General features: G+C 43.6%; 18 protein-coding genes and 1 pseudogene. 6 read left to right on the top strand and 13 right to left on the bottom strand.

All coding sequences use genetic code 11. The features are described 5' to 3' along the window. Positions 1–314: 314 nt before the first annotated feature. The 5 genes and pseudogenes from MGMO_RS20405 to MGMO_RS20765 form a co-directional block, all read right to left on the bottom strand. The gene (locus tag MGMO_RS20405) at positions 315–581 is read right to left on the bottom strand and encodes an anti-sigma factor family protein (protein WP_023496558.1); all 267 of its coding nucleotides are present in this window, start codon (positions 579–581) and stop codon (positions 315–317) included. Positions 582–591: 10 nt separating this feature from the next. Next, positions 592–1158 (bottom strand): sigma-70 family RNA polymerase sigma factor, encoded by a 567-nt coding sequence (locus MGMO_RS18180; protein ID WP_023496557.1) that lies wholly within the window; start codon positions 1156–1158, stop codon positions 592–594. A gap of 128 nt (positions 1159–1286) precedes the next feature. Further along, the gene (locus MGMO_RS18175; RefSeq protein ID WP_023496556.1) at positions 1287–1505 is read right to left on the bottom strand and encodes a hypothetical protein; all 219 of its coding nucleotides are present in this window, start codon (positions 1503–1505) and stop codon (positions 1287–1289) included. Between the two features lie 39 nt (positions 1506–1544). Continuing rightward, positions 1545–1726 (bottom strand): annotated as a pseudogene (locus tag MGMO_RS21210) (DUF547 domain-containing protein); the annotation flags it as partial. After that, the gene (locus MGMO_RS20765; protein WP_023496554.1) at positions 1716–2027 is read right to left on the bottom strand and encodes a hypothetical protein; all 312 of its coding nucleotides are present in this window, start codon (positions 2025–2027) and stop codon (positions 1716–1718) included. The pseudogene MGMO_RS21210 and the gene MGMO_RS20765, both read right to left, overlap by 11 nt. Before the next feature lie 74 nt (positions 2028–2101). On the opposite strand from MGMO_RS20765, the gene MGMO_RS20760 reads away from it, so the two are divergent. Next, positions 2102–2290: a hypothetical protein gene (locus MGMO_RS20760; protein WP_036308855.1), complete on the top strand. Its 189-nt coding sequence runs from the start codon at positions 2102–2104 to the stop codon at positions 2288–2290. Positions 2291–2536: 246 nt separating this feature from the next. On the opposite strand, the gene MGMO_RS18160 is transcribed toward MGMO_RS20760, so the two are convergent. Both MGMO_RS18160 and MGMO_RS18155 read right to left on the bottom strand, forming a co-directional pair. Beyond that, the gene (locus MGMO_RS18160) at positions 2537–3601 is read right to left on the bottom strand and encodes a cobalamin-independent methionine synthase II family protein (RefSeq protein ID WP_023496553.1); all 1065 of its coding nucleotides are present in this window, start codon (positions 3599–3601) and stop codon (positions 2537–2539) included. Positions 3602–3971: 370 nt separating this feature from the next. Further along, complete coding sequence (locus MGMO_RS18155) at positions 3972–4403, bottom strand: SRPBCC family protein (RefSeq protein WP_023496552.1); 432 nt, start codon at positions 4401–4403, stop codon at positions 3972–3974. Positions 4404–4688: 285 nt separating this feature from the next. On the opposite strand from MGMO_RS18155, the gene MGMO_RS18150 reads away from it, so the two are divergent. After that, positions 4689–5279 carry a TetR/AcrR family transcriptional regulator gene (locus tag MGMO_RS18150; RefSeq protein WP_023496551.1) on the top strand — a complete coding sequence of 197 codons (591 nt, stop codon included), beginning with the start codon at positions 4689–4691 and terminating at the stop codon, positions 5277–5279. Between the two features lie 47 nt (positions 5280–5326). Here MGMO_RS18150 and MGMO_RS18145 read toward each other — a convergent pair whose 3' ends face one another. The 6 genes from MGMO_RS18145 to MGMO_RS20990 form a co-directional block, all read right to left on the bottom strand. Beyond that, positions 5327–7000, bottom strand: coding sequence for an ABC transporter substrate-binding protein (locus tag MGMO_RS18145; RefSeq protein ID WP_023496550.1), 1674 nt, complete (start codon positions 6998–7000; stop codon positions 5327–5329). A 111-nt stretch (positions 7001–7111) separates the two neighbouring features. Further along, positions 7112–7834, bottom strand: a complete 723-nt coding sequence (locus tag MGMO_RS18140) for an SCO family protein (protein WP_023496549.1) — start codon at positions 7832–7834, stop codon at positions 7112–7114. Between the two features lie 127 nt (positions 7835–7961). After that, positions 7962–9566 (bottom strand): hypothetical protein, encoded by a 1605-nt coding sequence (locus MGMO_RS18135; RefSeq protein WP_023496548.1) that lies wholly within the window; start codon positions 9564–9566, stop codon positions 7962–7964. Positions 9567–9624: 58 nt separating this feature from the next. Next, complete coding sequence (locus MGMO_RS18130; RefSeq protein ID WP_023496547.1) at positions 9625–10293, bottom strand: SCO family protein; 669 nt, start codon at positions 10291–10293, stop codon at positions 9625–9627. A 44-nt stretch (positions 10294–10337) separates the two neighbouring features. Next, positions 10338–12137, bottom strand: a complete 1800-nt coding sequence (locus MGMO_RS18125; protein WP_235557325.1) for a multicopper oxidase family protein — start codon at positions 12135–12137, stop codon at positions 10338–10340. Between the two features lie 644 nt (positions 12138–12781). Then, on the bottom strand, positions 12782–13459 hold the full coding sequence (locus tag MGMO_RS20990) for a response regulator transcription factor (RefSeq protein WP_023496545.1): 678 nt from the start codon (positions 13457–13459) through the stop codon (positions 12782–12784). Positions 13460–13881: 422 nt separating this feature from the next. Here MGMO_RS20990 and MGMO_RS18115 point away from each other — a divergent pair, with 422 nt between their 5' ends. From MGMO_RS18115 to MGMO_RS18100, 4 genes are read left to right on the top strand one after another with little or no spacing between them, the layout of a single operon-like run. After that, positions 13882–14217 carry an HvfA family oxazolone/thioamide-modified RiPP metallophore gene (locus tag MGMO_RS18115; protein ID WP_023496544.1) on the top strand — a complete coding sequence of 112 codons (336 nt, stop codon included), beginning with the start codon at positions 13882–13884 and terminating at the stop codon, positions 14215–14217. A 19-nt stretch (positions 14218–14236) separates the two neighbouring features. After that, the gene (locus MGMO_RS18110; RefSeq protein ID WP_023496543.1) at positions 14237–15085 is read left to right on the top strand and encodes an HvfB family MNIO-type RiPP peptide maturase; all 849 of its coding nucleotides are present in this window, start codon (positions 14237–14239) and stop codon (positions 15083–15085) included. 9 nt (positions 15086–15094) lie between these two features. Beyond that, positions 15095–15907 carry an HvfC family RiPP maturation protein gene (locus MGMO_RS18105; RefSeq protein ID WP_023496542.1) on the top strand — a complete coding sequence of 271 codons (813 nt, stop codon included), beginning with the start codon at positions 15095–15097 and terminating at the stop codon, positions 15905–15907. After that, entirely contained in the window at positions 15900–16466 is a 567-nt protein-coding gene (locus MGMO_RS18100) for an HvfX family Cu-binding RiPP maturation protein (RefSeq protein ID WP_023496541.1), read from the top strand. Before MGMO_RS18105 ends, MGMO_RS18100 begins: the two co-directional genes overlap by 8 nt. The last annotated feature ends 236 nt before the right edge of the window (positions 16467–16702 follow it).

Here is a 16702-nt window from a genome sequence, read left to right as displayed (position 1 = left end):
CATGGCATCCAAGGTGCAACAGGCGCTGGTCTTCAAGTCCTGGCTGGATTGCAGGACTTTCCCATAATAGTCTTGCACTGTTTCGCGGATAGCGGTATCGGTCATATGGTTCTCTTTATATTTTTAATTATTATGTCGAAAAACATTGCATAACCTTACAAACAGGCTATTTTTTTAATTGGATAGTTATCAGCTTGCCCTTTAGTTTTTAACTTCCCCAATACCAACGCCCCATAGGGGAACTTACTTTAAAGGGATAAAGAAAGGGGCTTACGAGGGACATTGAGCCCGATCACAAGGGGGTCAGGCTTGCGCTATTTATGAAATTGTGCGGCGTTATTAAGAGCCTGTTTGATACGTTCACGCGCTTTTTCCGATAATGTTGCAGTTGTCGGCAAAAGTGTTTGGCCTACGATACCTGCCCTACGCATCATGACACGTAACCTTTTAAGGTCTCTCAGATAACGCCTGCACATATCGCACATGCCAACATGTAGCCGCAAAGCCATTTTTTCACGCCAGGACAAAGTACCGTCCATTTCTTTTGAGGCGAGAAAGCTCGCTTCTTTACACGTTAACATGACTCCATTCCTACTGGTTGAACCAGTTCATATCAAGGCAATGACGCAACTGCACCCTCGCCCTTGACAGCATGACCCAAAAATTGTTAAGCGAGGAAATAGCCATCACATCGCATATTTCTTCGCTCTCCATCCCGTCTAGCTCCCGTAAAATAAAGACTTGCGACATTTTTTGCGGCAACTTGTCGACACATCGTTGCAAAACAGCCAGAAACTCCTCTTGCTCCAGAGCTTTGTCAGGCTTTGACCAGACTGACAAGTCGACTCGCCAACTGCCTTTTTCGTCAAAAAAACTATCATTTTTATAATCTGCGACTTCATCCCCCATCGTATCGGTCTTCTCTCGGCTCGATTTACGAAAAAAGTCGATCATTTTGTGTTTCAATATGCCGGTCAACCAGGTTTGCTCACTGGCTTGCCCCATAAAGTTGTCCTTGGCTTTTAATGCTGCCAACAGGGTGTCCTGCAACAGATCGGCAGCAAGATCAGGGTCCCTGACTCTGGTAATCGCATACCGATACAGTGCATCACCATACAATTCTAGCCATTGGTCTGGCGTTGATAATTCATATGTCATTTGAACTTGCCCTCTGTTTAAACATCCTTTTTTATTGTAATGTAAAGAGGATGCCAAACTTAGGGTTTTTGCCAAATTCACTGATAAAGCCAATAGTTGAGCTAATTCCGGTTTCCGTTAATTGTCTGTTAATTCAACCCATTAACGTCCCAATCATAAGGCAAATTGGCTTTGATATTTAAGTCAGGTGCATCGGGTTTGTAGTTTTTAATAAACGCTTTAATACCACCTTTGACGGCAAAATCTTTTTCAAACCAATCGAAGATTTGCGAAACGCGAAGCGAATCTTTTTCGATTTTCAGACCCTTTTCCGCGTTGCCCAAAAAGTTCTTGGCTTGTTCGTCCAACTGCTTATTGAGTTGAATCGCCGTGTAAGGTTCATTACGAAGGTCTGGACAGCTTACAGAGGCACAGATAATCGCAAAATGAATTCGTGGATCCCCATCGGGCGCAGGATTTTGAGCTCAATTTCCCCAAGCGTTACCTCTTGTCCGCCTAGTTCTCCTGCAAGTTTATCCCATACGGGACTGAGCAAATTTCCAACATCCTTTATACTTTCAATAGGCATATGATCCGCGACCATTTTCAATGCCAGGATATTGTAGGCATTGATGTAGAAAAGCCAGTTTCTCTTCACGGCTGGCCAAGCGTCCCAGTTTAAAAGCCGAAAGTTCCAGGTAAGCTTTATCAAGACTGCCATCGGACTTGATGGCCGTATAATCCATTAGCATTAGAGGAGCGCCGTTTTTCGACCCGGGTTTGACATGACCTAAAACCGCCTTGTAAGAAGACCAGTCTGGTTCTAAAGCAAGTGTATTGCCCGACAAAAACAGCATCATAATACCCAACAAGGTAATCTTTTGCTTCATATTTTGCTCTAAAATAAACGTATATGGATTAGTCGCATAACCCCTTCTTTCCTTACAGATATAGGAACCGACATTTGAATGATTGGTATCATTTGCTGGATGTCCCTTGGTTGTACATGGCTGGCCGCTTCCGCCTTGGTTCCGGCGCAATGACTGGCACTGAGCAGGAAATAAAAATTATACTTTCTAGTTGTTTAGCGCACGATGATTCTTATCGCATTGAGTTCGGGTTTATTCATGATGGCTTACAGCCTAACAAATGACGCTTCGAGCAATAGGGGGTTTGACCATGACTACAATGATTTAAGTAATGGTGGTTATAGGTATACTTAGCAGAGTAGGATACAGCGGCGACACCCATAGGTTTACGTTTTTCCTGGCGTTGTTGCTTCATAGGGTTACATGTATTGAAAATCGTTATATCGATTATCGCGGATCTAATGCTTGGCTATGTCTTCTAGCCTAGAATAAATTACGCATAGTGAGAAACCGACCAAACAGAAGCATCGTCAAATTCCCAGTCGCTCAGCCGCCATTTGCGTGCCAAGAACCCGTGCCTTAATCTTGGCGAAAGCGATCTCCCGTCCAGTGGACGTATCATCTTCGAAAGGCGAGAATCCACAATCGTCAGTTGTACCTAATTGATTCAGCGGAATGTACTCAGCAGCCATCAATACTCGATCACATACCAACTGTGGCGTTTCGACTTCGTTGTCAATAACATTGATAACGCCGACAAATATGCGCTGCCCTGGTTTAAGGTATTGTTGAATTACTTTGAGTACCCGACGCGGGTCTTTCTCGCTGGCCATTTGCACATAAAAGTTACCGGCGTTGAGCTGGAACAAATCTGGCAGCAGTTCGGCGTAATCGACATCGGCGCTGTGCGTAGAATCGTGATCGCCTCCAGGGCAAGTGTGTACACCGATTTTTTTTCTTTGTTCAGGATTGAATAGATTGAGCACCTGGTTATTTAATTCGACAAATTGCCGAAGCAACGCTTTAGACGGGTCGAGTTTGACTGCTAGCCGCCCTTCGGTAAAGTCGACCTGCACCTTATGGGCACCCGCATCCAGGCAGCGACGAATATCCCCCCCGACTAAATGTACCAGATCGTTTATAAACTTTTCACGGCTATACCTAGGGACTCCTTGCTCTGGATAGAGAAGACTGAGCGCAGATGCGGAAATTACTGCCTGTTTGACAGGGACGTTCGCGTATTGCAGTGCCGATTGCAGATAATTGGCCGCATAGTTTTGATAGCGGAACGGGCCGGAAGTGAGACGCGGCAACTGTCGGCAATGACCGTCCTCAAATGGGATTGAAATGCCATCTTCGGCAATATTGTCCAAGCCTTCAAGTGGATAAGTTGCAAAGCTGGACTTGCGTTGTTCGCCATCGCTTATCACCGGTGAGCCTGTCTCCTCAAAACGCTTGACCGTATCCTGCAAGGCATCGTCGTAAGCTTTGTTGAGTTGATCCAAGGTAGCCTGCCCGCTACGGTAACGGTTTAACATAGCCAACAATTCGGGAGGTCTGGGGATGCTGCCGATCGGTTCTGTTGGAAGGGTCATTAATTTTCTCCTTATAACTTGGGAATATTTTGTTTTAGTTGTGAAATGTCATTCAGTTTTAATTTATCTAAACGATTAAACATAGTTGGATTCCTTACTTAAACCTTGATGTCACATATTGGTCGTTAGTCCACATTTTTACTTACGGAAATGGAAAAAATAAAAATGAGCAGGTAAAGATCTGGATTGAATAGCTATTTGGGCTTCCTTTTCTCGACACACCTTAAACAAGGTACCAAGTCTGGAAATCAATAAACCTTCAAAGTTATGACTGAATTGTCTCGATTGGTGAACTTATATTGCCCCTGCATCAGCATAAAGATACTGAAGCGCAATAATGCGGTGGACAATTGCAAAATAAGGAAGCCGTTCAAATGTTTTTTACCTTATTGGCTAGTGCCTTTAATAAAATGACATAAATTAGATGACAGAAATCACGCGCTTCATCGGATTTCGATGTCCAAGTGGATGACCATTCGACAAATGTGGCATCATTTAGTGTGATGGGTTTGAGTAAAATTTGGCCGATATAATTTTTAACTTCTTTTGGCGATACGGGCGAAGGACCATCATCTATCGAATAACGGATCCTGTGTTCCTCTTCATTACATTCAAGGAGAGTCTCATGGAACGCCCCGTTCAGTATACGTTTAGCACCAACTTCAGTGCCGCTATTATCGCCAATGGGTTCGCACGTTTCAATTACATTGCTTGCCCATGAAAAATCATGGAAATCTTTAATTATCTCCCAGACAATATGGGGTGGTGCTTCAACTACGATGGATTGGTAACAATGTGGCATATTAACTCCTTAAGTACCATAAATTCGGTAATTCAATGTCTCAATTCAAAAAATTGAGACTATAATCAACAACAGGTTCAAATTATCAATTGAACATTTTGTTAGTAGCATCGAACGTAAAAACCTTACAACTTTTTTGAGTGATCATTCAATAATTATTAAAGCTTACTTTGTTGATTTTTTTTAAAATATGGAAACCGAAGGAATCCTTGCCTCTTAATTGAGACGGTACGTTTCAAGTTTGATAGCCCTAATCACCATCCCCATCTAGTACGCCACGGTAAAATGGCAAGACCAATTTCGTTTGATCGCGACCAAGTTTTAAAAGAGGCTATCCAACTTTTCTGGTCAAAAGGTTATCAGGCTACTTCAATGAAAAACTTGGAGGATGCCACTGGGCTTAAGCCTGGGAGTCTTTATTTGGCATTTGGAGATAAACGGGGGTTGTTTTTGGCTGCCCTTGATGCCTATTTCGACACGATGAAGGCGGCCATGTTTAGCGTATTGCATGATGATGGATCACCAAATAAGCGTTTGGAATCCTTTTTTTATCAACTTGTCCAGGAATCTTGTTCAGATCCAAACCGAAAAGGGTGCATGTTAATCAACACTCTTTCCGAAACTCCAGCGCACGATGCAGAGATTAATTTGCGCTTGCAGCAAATGTTTACTGAAATTGAATTGGCATTGAAGGGCGTGCTAGTTGAATGTCAGGTTTTAGGTCAACTAAACACGCACCAACGACCGGAATCACTGGCTAAATTTTTGATGACCGGCATTTTCGGGCTACGGCTTTTCAATAAAACACAGCCAAACTCCGATACCCTTAAAGTTATCGTGGACAATTTGTTATTTGTGGCCTTCTTTAAAAATTAAATTCAGTGCAATAAACATGCTTGAACATCTCAAATGGCCTCCAACCCTTAGGGAACAATCCAAGAACTTACAGGTTTGATTAATTGTTCTCCTGAACTTTCCAGTTGCACTATATAAGCCCCTTTAGAGGCAAATCGTTGTTCAGGTCCCAGACTTAAACGAGGGAATACGCCAGGATTTATCGAAGCTTCCGCTTCATGCTCAAGAAATTCGATTAAATAATCCCGCGAAAAATGTTCTACGACATGTTCAACGCCATATTCCAATAGATACAATGCGTAATACGTATTAAGCTGGATCCTAGGATTGATCCAAGGTATCTTTCGGGTGTCCATCCATGCCCTTGCCCTAAAAGCATGGGGGTGGTAGACCGAAGGCAGGTCATAAGGATAACTGAAATACAGCTTCTGAATTAAATCTTCTGAAAACTTATCCAGGTTTGATGGCACCAGTGCCGAAGGCAGGAAAACCCGTTTGATTGACCCTGTTTGCGATTCGAGTTCAGTCATGATGACATCGTCCAATGTACCAGGCCAGACAACAATGGTGTCGGTTTGAGGATACTTTTGTAAATAATTGGATAATTCCTGGCGAAAATTTTCCAAGTTTGTTAAACGGATACTTCCGGTTACGATTCCCTTTTTAGCGCCAAGACCTTGTTCAAGAACCTTCGCTGGAATCTCCCCTTGCGCCTCATCCGAATAGAATTGCACTATCGATCTTGGCTCTGTCAACACATCATCTTTTGAAAGATACTGGGCAATCGTTTTTGCTTCCAATCGAAGCCCTTCATTAAAGTAGATCGAGTAATGGCTGGCTTGTTCGTTGGCGGGCAAATCGGTTATGGGAAAGAGACAAGGGATGCGGTTTTTTTCGCAAAACTTATGTATCGGTGTCCAATCGCCTTTTACCATTCCGCCCACAAGTGCAAACACCGGTTTTTTTTCATAATAGGCCGCCAGTTCTTTAGGCCATTCATCAGGGTTTTCGGACAGTTCCCAGGTGTTGTGTTCCCAGTTTCGAAACGACTTAAGAAAGTCAGAGCGATAATTCATTGAATAATTCGGGTGATCCAGGTTGCCTTTGGTTGCCAAATTCAACCACTCGAAAAACTTTGTGATCGTCGATAACATGGCGTTTTTATCATCGACGTTGGCATCCTTGCTGACCACCGTCGCGAAATAAAGCGAATGCTCGTCCACGCCCGGATCGTTTTGTGAAGAAAGTTTTTTTAAATAACTAACCAATCCCGCCATGTCAGTGTCGTTCATTTTGTAGCGGGGCATCAAAGGGCTCAGTTTCCGACCCGATGGATCGATACCCTCGCGGATGGCTGCGGCTAACGATACATCGGTATAGGCGGGACGTTGATATGCAGAACGCATTCGCGCCCAAAACTGCTTAGATTGGCTTTCAGTAAATAATTTTTTAAAAAGGTCAGTACGGCTGTAAGACCTTGGGTTAAAAAGGCTTGAGCTTGTTATCGGCATCACAAAGTTGCCACCTTCGCTGGAGCCATAACCACTATGGCGGTGGCATTGGGCGCAATTAAAGTGGGCATCGGTAAACTCAATGTCACCTTCAGTCCGACCTTCCAGCGGATCGCCGGACGAGGTAATGCCCAGCGTGTAAATTTGTTCGCCTATCTTACTCTTATCGAAAGGAAAAAAATGATAAGTCCGCTGCCCTACCCATAAGCCAACAAGCAGCAATAAAAACATAAAAGCAGCGAATAACCTGCGATTTCTGGTTGGTGACTTATCCGTTGATCTGGAAACCATGTTAGTTTTTTCTATCCATTCAGAAAAATAGAGCGGTAGGCCATCGACTGATTATTTCTTAACCTGGCTGGACAACCCAGTCATTTTTTTATATTCCATGATGAAATCTTGTTTGCCCAGCAATCCTTCAATTCTTGTCCAATTTGAATCCTTCCGTGGACGCATCAAAGTAAGTGACTGGTGGTACATTTTATTATTGCTTTGGTATGTGGCAGAAAATGCTTTTAACACGGCTGCAATATCGCCCTGGCTACCAGTCAGGAAATACCAGTTTTTTCCGGCCTTAAAGCGTTGGGCGTATTCGGTCAACCTTTCCGGTGTATCTTGTTCGGGGTCTATGGATATGGAAACTAAGCGGTATGAACCACCCGATAACTTTTCGAGTTCTGGTTGGGCGCTGGAAAAACAAGCGCTCAATATAGGACACACCGTAGAACAAGTTGCGAAAACGAACTGAACCATGACTGGACCGCCGTAATCGATCAATTTGCGGAAATCAATATTCTTGCTGTCCTTATCGAGCAGTTGCACACTAGGAATGTCGTAAGTAGCTTGGCTGTTTTTATAACTATATAACGAAGAATTTTTGCCCTCCCCGCCTGTTTGTGCTGTCGAATATATATTTGCTGTTGGGTTGGTTGAGGCGGACGATTCCGCCATCGGCAAATACCCAGCAAACGCTTGTTCTTTAAATAAAAGTAATAAACCGATTACCAAATACTGCTTATATCGTGAATTCATCGCCACCACGCCATAAAAAAAGGTAAGCAGCATACAACAAATCGCCGCTTACCCTCGTTCCTAAATCTAACTTACCAAAAAAGCCATCCGTGACATTTCCTGTGTAGCAAACTACACGACAACGGTGCAGCTTACCCACAATTTAGTGCAGTTTATTTAGTTAATGAATCGACCATACCGCTGTATCGTGATGGAATGGATCGAATTGATACCAGCGGATACGCCTGGAAGGTTCGAAATTCATAGTCAATACAACATTATGTTCGCCCACGACTGTACTCGCACCGGTACCCGTTGCAGGAGGTGTGATTATCATAACAGGGAATCCTGCATTAACCCACCAGTTAGCTCGACCAAAAGTAAACCATTGACCGGCCCCACCAATTGCCTTGGTGGATTGGAAGGTGTTTTCCCAACCGCGTCGGCCACCAAAATCTATATTGAAGTAGGCGTGGTCAAAATGGTCGCCATTGAGGAGTTTGATTTTGACCGTTTTACCCCTGGTCGTCCAACCATCGTATTCGGTATGCCCACCAATCGTGTTGCCTTTAATTTCACCGTAAATGGTATTGTTAACAAAAAATAAAGTCCAATCGCTATCTGGATCAAGTTTCACACCATCCGGTAGTTTATTCCGATTTTGCCATTGGTCAAACGCACGGTTTAACGCCACAATATCAGATACGGATGCCCTACCATTAGCCTTAGCAACCTGCAGGGTATTCCACATCCGCTTTTCAGGCGCAAGATCGCCAATTTTGGCGATAGCCGCTAGCTTTTCAGCTTCACTTGCGGATGGATGAGGGCCAAAAACGTTACTTTCGAATTCAGGCAAACTTACACCGCCAATTTTTTTTCTTGCGTTTTCGGTTACCTGTACTCTTGGTGGGTGTTTGCGCCAACCCCAATGATAACTCAAATTGTAATATTTCCCTTGCCCCATCGCGATTTCATAGACGGTACGCGTGCCATCGTTCATAGGGAAAAATGTTTGGTCAAACATAACATTGGGCATTGGGGGCGACCCCGGAGGACTCAGAGCCGGATCGTCGAAGTACATGACCATCGGTGCAAAATCCTCGTGTCCCTGGTTGAGGGTGTCGACGGTATAACGGATAGTCCATGGCACGTCCAACACAGCTGAAGGATCGACAAAAGCCGTATCCGATTCGATATGGTCACCGTACCAGATTTGGTGTATATCGACTATCCCACCAGTTTTGATGCCATTGCTATCAAAAGTTGGAGTGACAACCTTCACCTTTTCCGGGCCTTTATAGTGGAGTACAGGGAGACCGCTGTAATTTCTGCCCGGTATCGGGTTGCCTTCCAGAATATCGATAGCCCTTTGTATAGCTGCTTTGTCAACCGGTTTTTTCGTGAGCTGTTTGAAAGCGGTGATTAAGTCATCCGATGGAGAGGCTTTATCAATCTCCGAAACAACAGGATCCGGGTGCAAATTGTAAGGATGCTCGGGTGTCGAAGGGACTGTATTCAGGATTTCAACACCGTTGCCATCACAATAATTTTCATAGATTGTTGGTAGATGATTGCTTCCTGGCGGATGGAGAAAAGGGTCCTGTGGAGGAAATGCACCCTCTGGGGTTATTACGGTTGTCGTCTTGCCGTCCGGTGAAATCGTCACTGCAGGTGCTGGTGGCCTTGGCTTAACAGGTACACAGGCAGCGTTTGCAACTGCAATTCCGCCCAAAGAAGCCGTTATGGCAAATAGCAAACGGCCGTATCGAAATTTTTGCTTTATCATAATTTAACTCCGTTCCTCAAATACTTCTGGAACTCCAGTGCTAGTAGCCTGGAGATAATTACACATCACGGTTGCTGGTTTTGTCTCTGTGCTGTTCGCTCAGTAGCACAGGGCCGGCACGCCTAAGCTCACCATTCGGACGGCTACCTCCGTACAATCCGCTCACGCGCATTGCTGATTTGCCCGATTCCGCGTCGGCGGCAAAAGCGCTCCAAATGCCTGTTTTGGCATTCCCGCAATGTACCATCCGTAAATCAAAGCCTTCTTTCGGTTGATGCTGGGGTAAATGTCTAGCAAACCGACTACTGATCGTTTTTACATCGTTCTCTGAGGGACGGATTAAATGCCAGCCTGCAGGAATACCGTGAACTTCAGCATAAGCAGCGAGCCTTTCTGAGGTATCCCGTACTGGATCGGTGGTGATCGAATACAGATTGACCTTCTCACCTAATTCATCCCAAAACTGCTGGGCTAACTGCGAAAGATGGGCCAATGAAGGAAAATGCTGTTGGCTATCCAGGGTCATAAAATGCACGACCACCACTTTATCGCGAATTAAGTCGCTGTAAAAACGATAGGTTTTACCGTTGTGTGAAGTAACTACAGCTTCAGGAAACTGGTTACCCCCCCTCCCCTGGGTAGGTGGTGGTAAAAAAGCTTTCGCTAACAACTTTCTAAGTCCCATTTTGGAATTCCGGGCTGAAACGTCTTGGTTTTTATTGTTCATAACTACCTCTATATCTTGTCAAATTCAGTGAGTAAAAGGACGTTTTAATCGCCTTGCCCAGGTGGAACAATATCCCACCGAATCATCATTGCATGATCTTCATGAACCACATTGTGGCAGTGCATAACATGTTTGCCCAAGAAATCCCGCCAGCGTGAGTAAAATTTAACCTCTTCGTTTGGCCCAAGCATAATTACGTCTTTTCTGGCCCGATCAACATCATCCTTACCTAACGGTCTGCCGTTAATTTCCAGTATTTGGAACTCTTCAAAATGGGTATGGATAGGATGCATCCAGGAATCACCGGCATTCCTGAACGTCCAGATTTCGGCGCTGCCTTGTTCTATCAGCGCGTCAGAGCGATTGGGATCAAATAATTTTCCATTGATGGTCCACAAGCCATTGTCATAATCAAAAACGAATAACCGTTCTCTTCTGACTTTATCCATTCTAATTTCTGGAAGTTCACGCATTTTCGCAGGGATGCGACTAGGGTCGGGGCCGGTTGCCGCGATTACGTCGAAACGCATGATTTGGTCGCCTTGATCCAGTAACCTACCGGACCAACCTGCTCCATCGCTGCGCATTTCCATCCGGTTAACCAGATAGATTTGGTCGCCGGGCTGATATTTTGAAAAATCAATAATAATATCATGCCGTTGGGCAACACCTAGCCTGATATGGTCAGCTACAATTGGTGCAGGTAACAGATTACCATCTGTAGAAATTACAACTAATGGATCAAATTTATCCGGGGTACCTTCTTTTTGTAAGTACAGTTGATAGAGCCTAGACGGCCCACCATTAAGGACACGGAAACGGTATTTACGTGCTTCGACCTTGAAATAAGGCTGGATGATTCGGTTAACAGTGAAACGGTCGCCCAACATGCCGAACGTTGTATACATTTCACTGCCGATATATTCACCAGTTGCCGGATCCGTTGTCGGTGTAGGATCGGAAAAATCCCATACCGGCTGTCCGTTCTGATCAAACTGGCAGTCATGAAGAATGAGAGGAACATCATATTTGCCACTAGGTAAACGAAATGTACCTAATTTGGTTTCATCATTAGCATCTTTTTCATCGAAAAGCAGATAAAAACCATTCAAGCCTGCATAAACATTTGGCGCAGTAAAATTTTCACGGTGGTCGTGATACCAGAGCGTTGTCATGATTTCACGCTCATCAAAACCGGCCGGAAAATTGGCGTAATGATGATCCCAATGCTCACCCGGATTGAAGAAATCTTGCGGAATGCCGTCACTTTCAGATGCTGTATGTCCATTATGTAAATGGATCGTTGTGCTTGGGAGCGCAAAACCTACATTCGCTGAACCCACAGGCGGTAGGTTGTTTATACGGCGTAAAAAAACTGGTTCGCCATATTTTGCATGGAAGGTTAAGCCAGGCGTGATACCTGTTTTCATGCCCGGCTCACGGAAACCCCAAGCCCAAGATCCAGTGTTATAAGGCGGATCGGTATGGTACTGCCATAGAAATTCTTCGATATAGTTGACGTAAAATTTTTTAGGCTTAAATTCGTTAAAACGCTGATGACGATGGGGATCGACGGGTGTGCCGCCACCTTCTGGCGTTGTCAAAAAACTCTCGCGCACTGCCTTAGCAATCGGCATGACATTCAACGGTACAACAAATGGTGTTACTGGAGGGCTTGGATTATCTAAAATACTTTGGCGAAAGCCATCTGGAAAAACCAGGTCGGCCATACCGAGTTTAGGTGCAAGGAGAGTTATACCTGTCCCAATCGCCCCTAACTTTAATACTTCACGTCTTGTTGCCATTTTTACTTCCTCTCTAATATGTGAATATTCGCTTTTCAAATCACTAAGAATCTTTAAGGCGGTCTTATTGTTAGTTTTAATGTAGGCTTAAGGTTTGCGCGATACCCTAAAATTGAAAGCTACAAGCTAATTTTTGGGAGAACAACATCTTCCTTAATGCGCTTAAGTTTATGCCCCCAATACAAACAAAAGCCTAATCGTCAGGCATCTGTCTTCTTGTAGAAGAAGCCAATTTATGTTTCCGTGAAGGAATTCACATAAATACCGTGAAAAATTACTTTCTTATGTAAGTTCCAATAGCCAGTATTTTCTGATAGGGCTTATCCTAGCCCCCAGTTGGCTAACTTAGTTGCATCAGCAGACACTCAAAAATTTTATTGATTGCATGTAACGACTGCTTAAATTACATACATCATTAAACTAACATATTGAATTTATGTCTGTCTTGAGTAAAAAAGCTCATTATTCTGGGCAGTTTTTACCTAATAATATTTGGGATATTTGACCCAATCACTGAGTAAATATTTGAAAGGAACTTGGTTAGAAATATGGAGTATCTATTTGATTGGTCAGATATAAGAGGAGTTGAGGCTAGCTGGCTTTGTCGTTAAATTTAATTGGGTTCCCCGCATAAAATTCATAGACAATTAACAAATTGTGGACAGATATAAAGTTAAATCCCGTTAAGCTTTGCCATTGTCACTGACAAACCTCGCCAACTCGAGGCGATCTTTGACCCCAAGTTTTCCATAAATTGAATAAATATGATTCTGGACAGTTTTTTCACATATATTTAATTTTTTGGAAATAGATGCCGTGTTAAATCCTTTTGCTACCAAGTTGGCAACCTCCCTTTCTCGTTTTGACAAACTTCCCAGGCCATGATGTTGGTTAACCATAAATTGGCCTGGATAGCTTGAGTTCTTAAGCACGGAAGTGATCAAGGCCCTATCAAACCATAGCTCGTTGGATATGACCCTTTCTATTGCTTTAAGTAAAATGTTAAAAGGCTGTGTTTTCAAAACAATCCCTGCAATACCTGCATGGATTAGCTCTGAAACGAGTTTCGAACAATAGGGCGGAGAGATAAGCAATACCGGACATTCTTTAGAAGCTTTTATCAATGACAAGATGGGTTGAATGTCACCTTCATCATTTAAATTAGGGGATCCCAACACAATATCTGGTTGCAAGACATTAAGTGGATCTGATGCAAGCTCATGAAATCCAAATGCGCCAATTACATTCAGGCAATGTTTCGAGAGATGCCCAGCCAAGGCTTCCCGATACAAGACTTTATCATCGACAAGTACCACCGACTTAGGCGGATTTTTTTTGCTATTTTTATTTTTAACCGACATTTATCGAACTGGAATTTATATCCCACATATTTAATTGCTATATTGTATATAGCTTGTATGGATTTAGTCGTATGAAGACAAAAACCTTACATTTGTAACAAAAAATAAAACCAAGAGATGTTTGTGGTCTTTTTCCGAAAAGAATACTGGGTAAGTCACTACAAAAATTAGGTAGTCGAAATTATAAGAAACAGCTCATCAATAGAACTTTTCCTCAAAACTTGAAATATCCAGTTTCAAATGGCCTTTACGTGTTGTTAAAGCCAATATATTTTTTACCTTACCCAAATTTATTTGTAAGGAATTGATCCTACACTCGACTAATCGCCGTTAGAAGCAGGCATTGCAACTAACCTTACCACTGACAAGCATCCGGCCTGTCGAAAACTTTCTACATAAATAAACTACAGGAAACTCACATCATGAATAAAACAAAATTGATCACTTCTTTAAGTAGTGCCATAGCCGTTTCTTTATTGGCATCACAGGTGGCACAAGCTACAGAAAATCCGTTTGCGTTGCAAAAAGTCACCACTGCTACACAAATGGCCGAAGTTACAGCAGACAAAAGTGCTGAAGGCAAATCCAGTGATGGCAAATGTGGCAATAAGATGAAAGAAGGTGCTTGCAACGCTGCCGCTGGGAAAGCAAAAGAAGGCAAGTGTGGCGAAGGTAAATGCGGTGCCAACAAAATGAAAATGAAGGAAGGTGGTTGTAGCGGCAGCATGGCTCCAGCGGCACCTGCCAAAGCAAAATAAGCGACAAGGGAATCCCGTCATGACCAGAATCCAACTTGACGGAGCCGGGCTAGGTCTTCGGCGGGAGCTTATGCTCCCGTTGATGGCCGGGGTTCCACCTCTCATTAGTTTTTTTGAAGTTTCACCTGAAAATTGGATAGACTTGGGGGGTAAACGAGCAAATGATTTCCGGTGGTTTACCGAGCGTTACCCTTTTGTCGCCCACGGCTTGTCTCTTTCCATCGGCGGTCCAGACCCCCTAGATTTGGATTTTTTGAAGAGAATAAAGTCGTTTTTAACCGATCATCGGATTAGGCTATATACCGAACATTTGAGCTACTGCGCTGATCGTGGGCATTTGTACGACCTGTTCCCGATCCCGTTTACAGAAGAGGCTGTGTACTTTACCGCACAACGCATCAGGCAAACCCAAGATATTTTAGAGCGGCGTATTGCCATTGAAAATGCCTCATATTATGTCTCTTCACCCATCGCAGACATGGATGAATTGACCTTTATTCGGGCTGTACTTGATGAAGCTGATTGTTGGCTACACTTGGATGTCAATAATATCTACGTAAACAGCGTTAATCACGGATACGATCCGGTCAAATTTCTGCTGGGTCTTCCTGGAGACCGCATTGTCTATGGGCATGTAGCGGGTCATGACCATGACAGCCCCGATTTGATTATCGACTCTCACGGACAAGCCGTGATTGACCCAGTCTGGCAATTGCTGGAAATGGCTTACGAACAATTCGGCTTGTTCCCTACTTTGCTTGAGCGGGATGTGAATATCCCTCCTTTAGCCGACCTACTTAAAGAAGTCGAACAAATTGAAACATCACAATATCTATGGTACACCCGCCATGTCCAACAAAGTGCGTAGGAGTTAGTTGTGTCACGACCGGAAATGCTAGCCTTGCATAACATCGAACCCGAGTTTTTTGGATACCAAAGGAAATTTGTCGATTATCTGCGCGATCCAGTGGAAACGGAAGCCTTAGCAGCTATTTTACCCGCCCGCATCAGTGTTTACGCCAAGCTGATGTACAACAAGATTGAGGGTAGCTTGGATGCTTGCTTCCCGGTTTGCCGTGAATTGCTGGAATCTGACCGATGGCAACAATTGGTCAAACTCTTTATTAAAGAACATTGCTGCGAATCGCCGCTATACCGGGATATTCCAGATGAGTTCATCAATTATTTGCTCAATGAAACGCCGGACATGGCCTTGCCCGCCTTCTTCTCTGAATTGGCTCATTTTGAATGGATGGAATTGGTGTTGGAGACTGCGCAAAACAACCCCATTGCTGCTAAACCAGCCGCATCCGACTTATTAGCAACCATACCAGTACTCAATCCGGTGATGCACTTGTTACATTATCACTATCCTGTGCAAACTATTATGCCATCAGATGAGAACTGGACTTACTGGAAGGAATGGGAAACCGTTAATTATAAAGAAGAAAGCGCTCACCTAATTGGTTTGAGAGATGAACAATACGGCGTCCATTTCATAGAGACGAATCCCGCCACATTGCGCTTAATCGAATTGTTGCAGGACAATTTCAGGACGGGGGAACAAGCCGCAACACAATTGGCTTTGGAATTGCGCCATTCCGATCACGTACAATTCCTGACATTTTGTCGTGACATATTAAATAACCTGAAACAACAGCAAATTATAGTGGGAACAGTCCATGAATGATAATAGCTCATACAAAACCAGATCAACTTCAGTCGTCAGCGCCACTAACAGTGTATGCAATAACATTTATAAAAAAGTTGCCACAGACTACCAAAAAACCACTACGTTCCTGAGCCGAGGAGCAGATCAATTGCCGCCACTCTTGCTGCGCATTATCCTGGCGTATGAATTTTGGGAGGCTGGGGTCATGAAATATGAAGGCGAAAACTGGTTCAACGACATGGTGTTCCCTTTTCCTTTTAGCCTGCTATCAGGCGAATCACTATGGATTATGTCAACGTGGCTTGAAATCATCGGTTCGATTGCTTTGGCGTTGGGCTTGGCGACGCGGTTTTTCTCTTTGGCGCTGATGATTTTAACTATCGTCGCGATCCAAGTGGCGCATTGGCCTACTGACTTGCGGCACTGGTCTGACTTTTGGCAAGGATACGCTATCACTGACACCGGTTTTGGTAATTTTAAACTGCCCTTGATTTTTCTGACAATGTTTTTCCCTTTGCTGTTTGGTGGTGCCGGTAAATGGAGCATTGATTACGCATTCAAACGTTATCTTATGTAATTTAAGTCAATGATTTTAGATGATAATACTTGATTTTAAGGAAATTCGTATGTTCGTATTGTTAGTCTCTAAGGTCTTTTAAAATATCAATGACCTTTGATGATACCCGAATAATCGAGACTGGTCATGGAACTTAACCGCTCGTGAACGAGGAGTGTTCCACTTCACGGTAATGTACCCAATGATACTCCCCCTGTAAAAGGTAGCTAAAATTAAGTCGAATGGTAGTAATTCAT

This window comes from Methyloglobulus morosus KoM1 (assembly GCF_000496735.2).
GTDB lineage: Bacteria > Pseudomonadota > Gammaproteobacteria > Methylococcales > Methylomonadaceae > Methyloglobulus > Methyloglobulus morosus.
The sequence above is the reverse complement of the archived record's forward strand: the minus strand, read 5'-3'. Positions and strand labels throughout refer to the sequence as shown.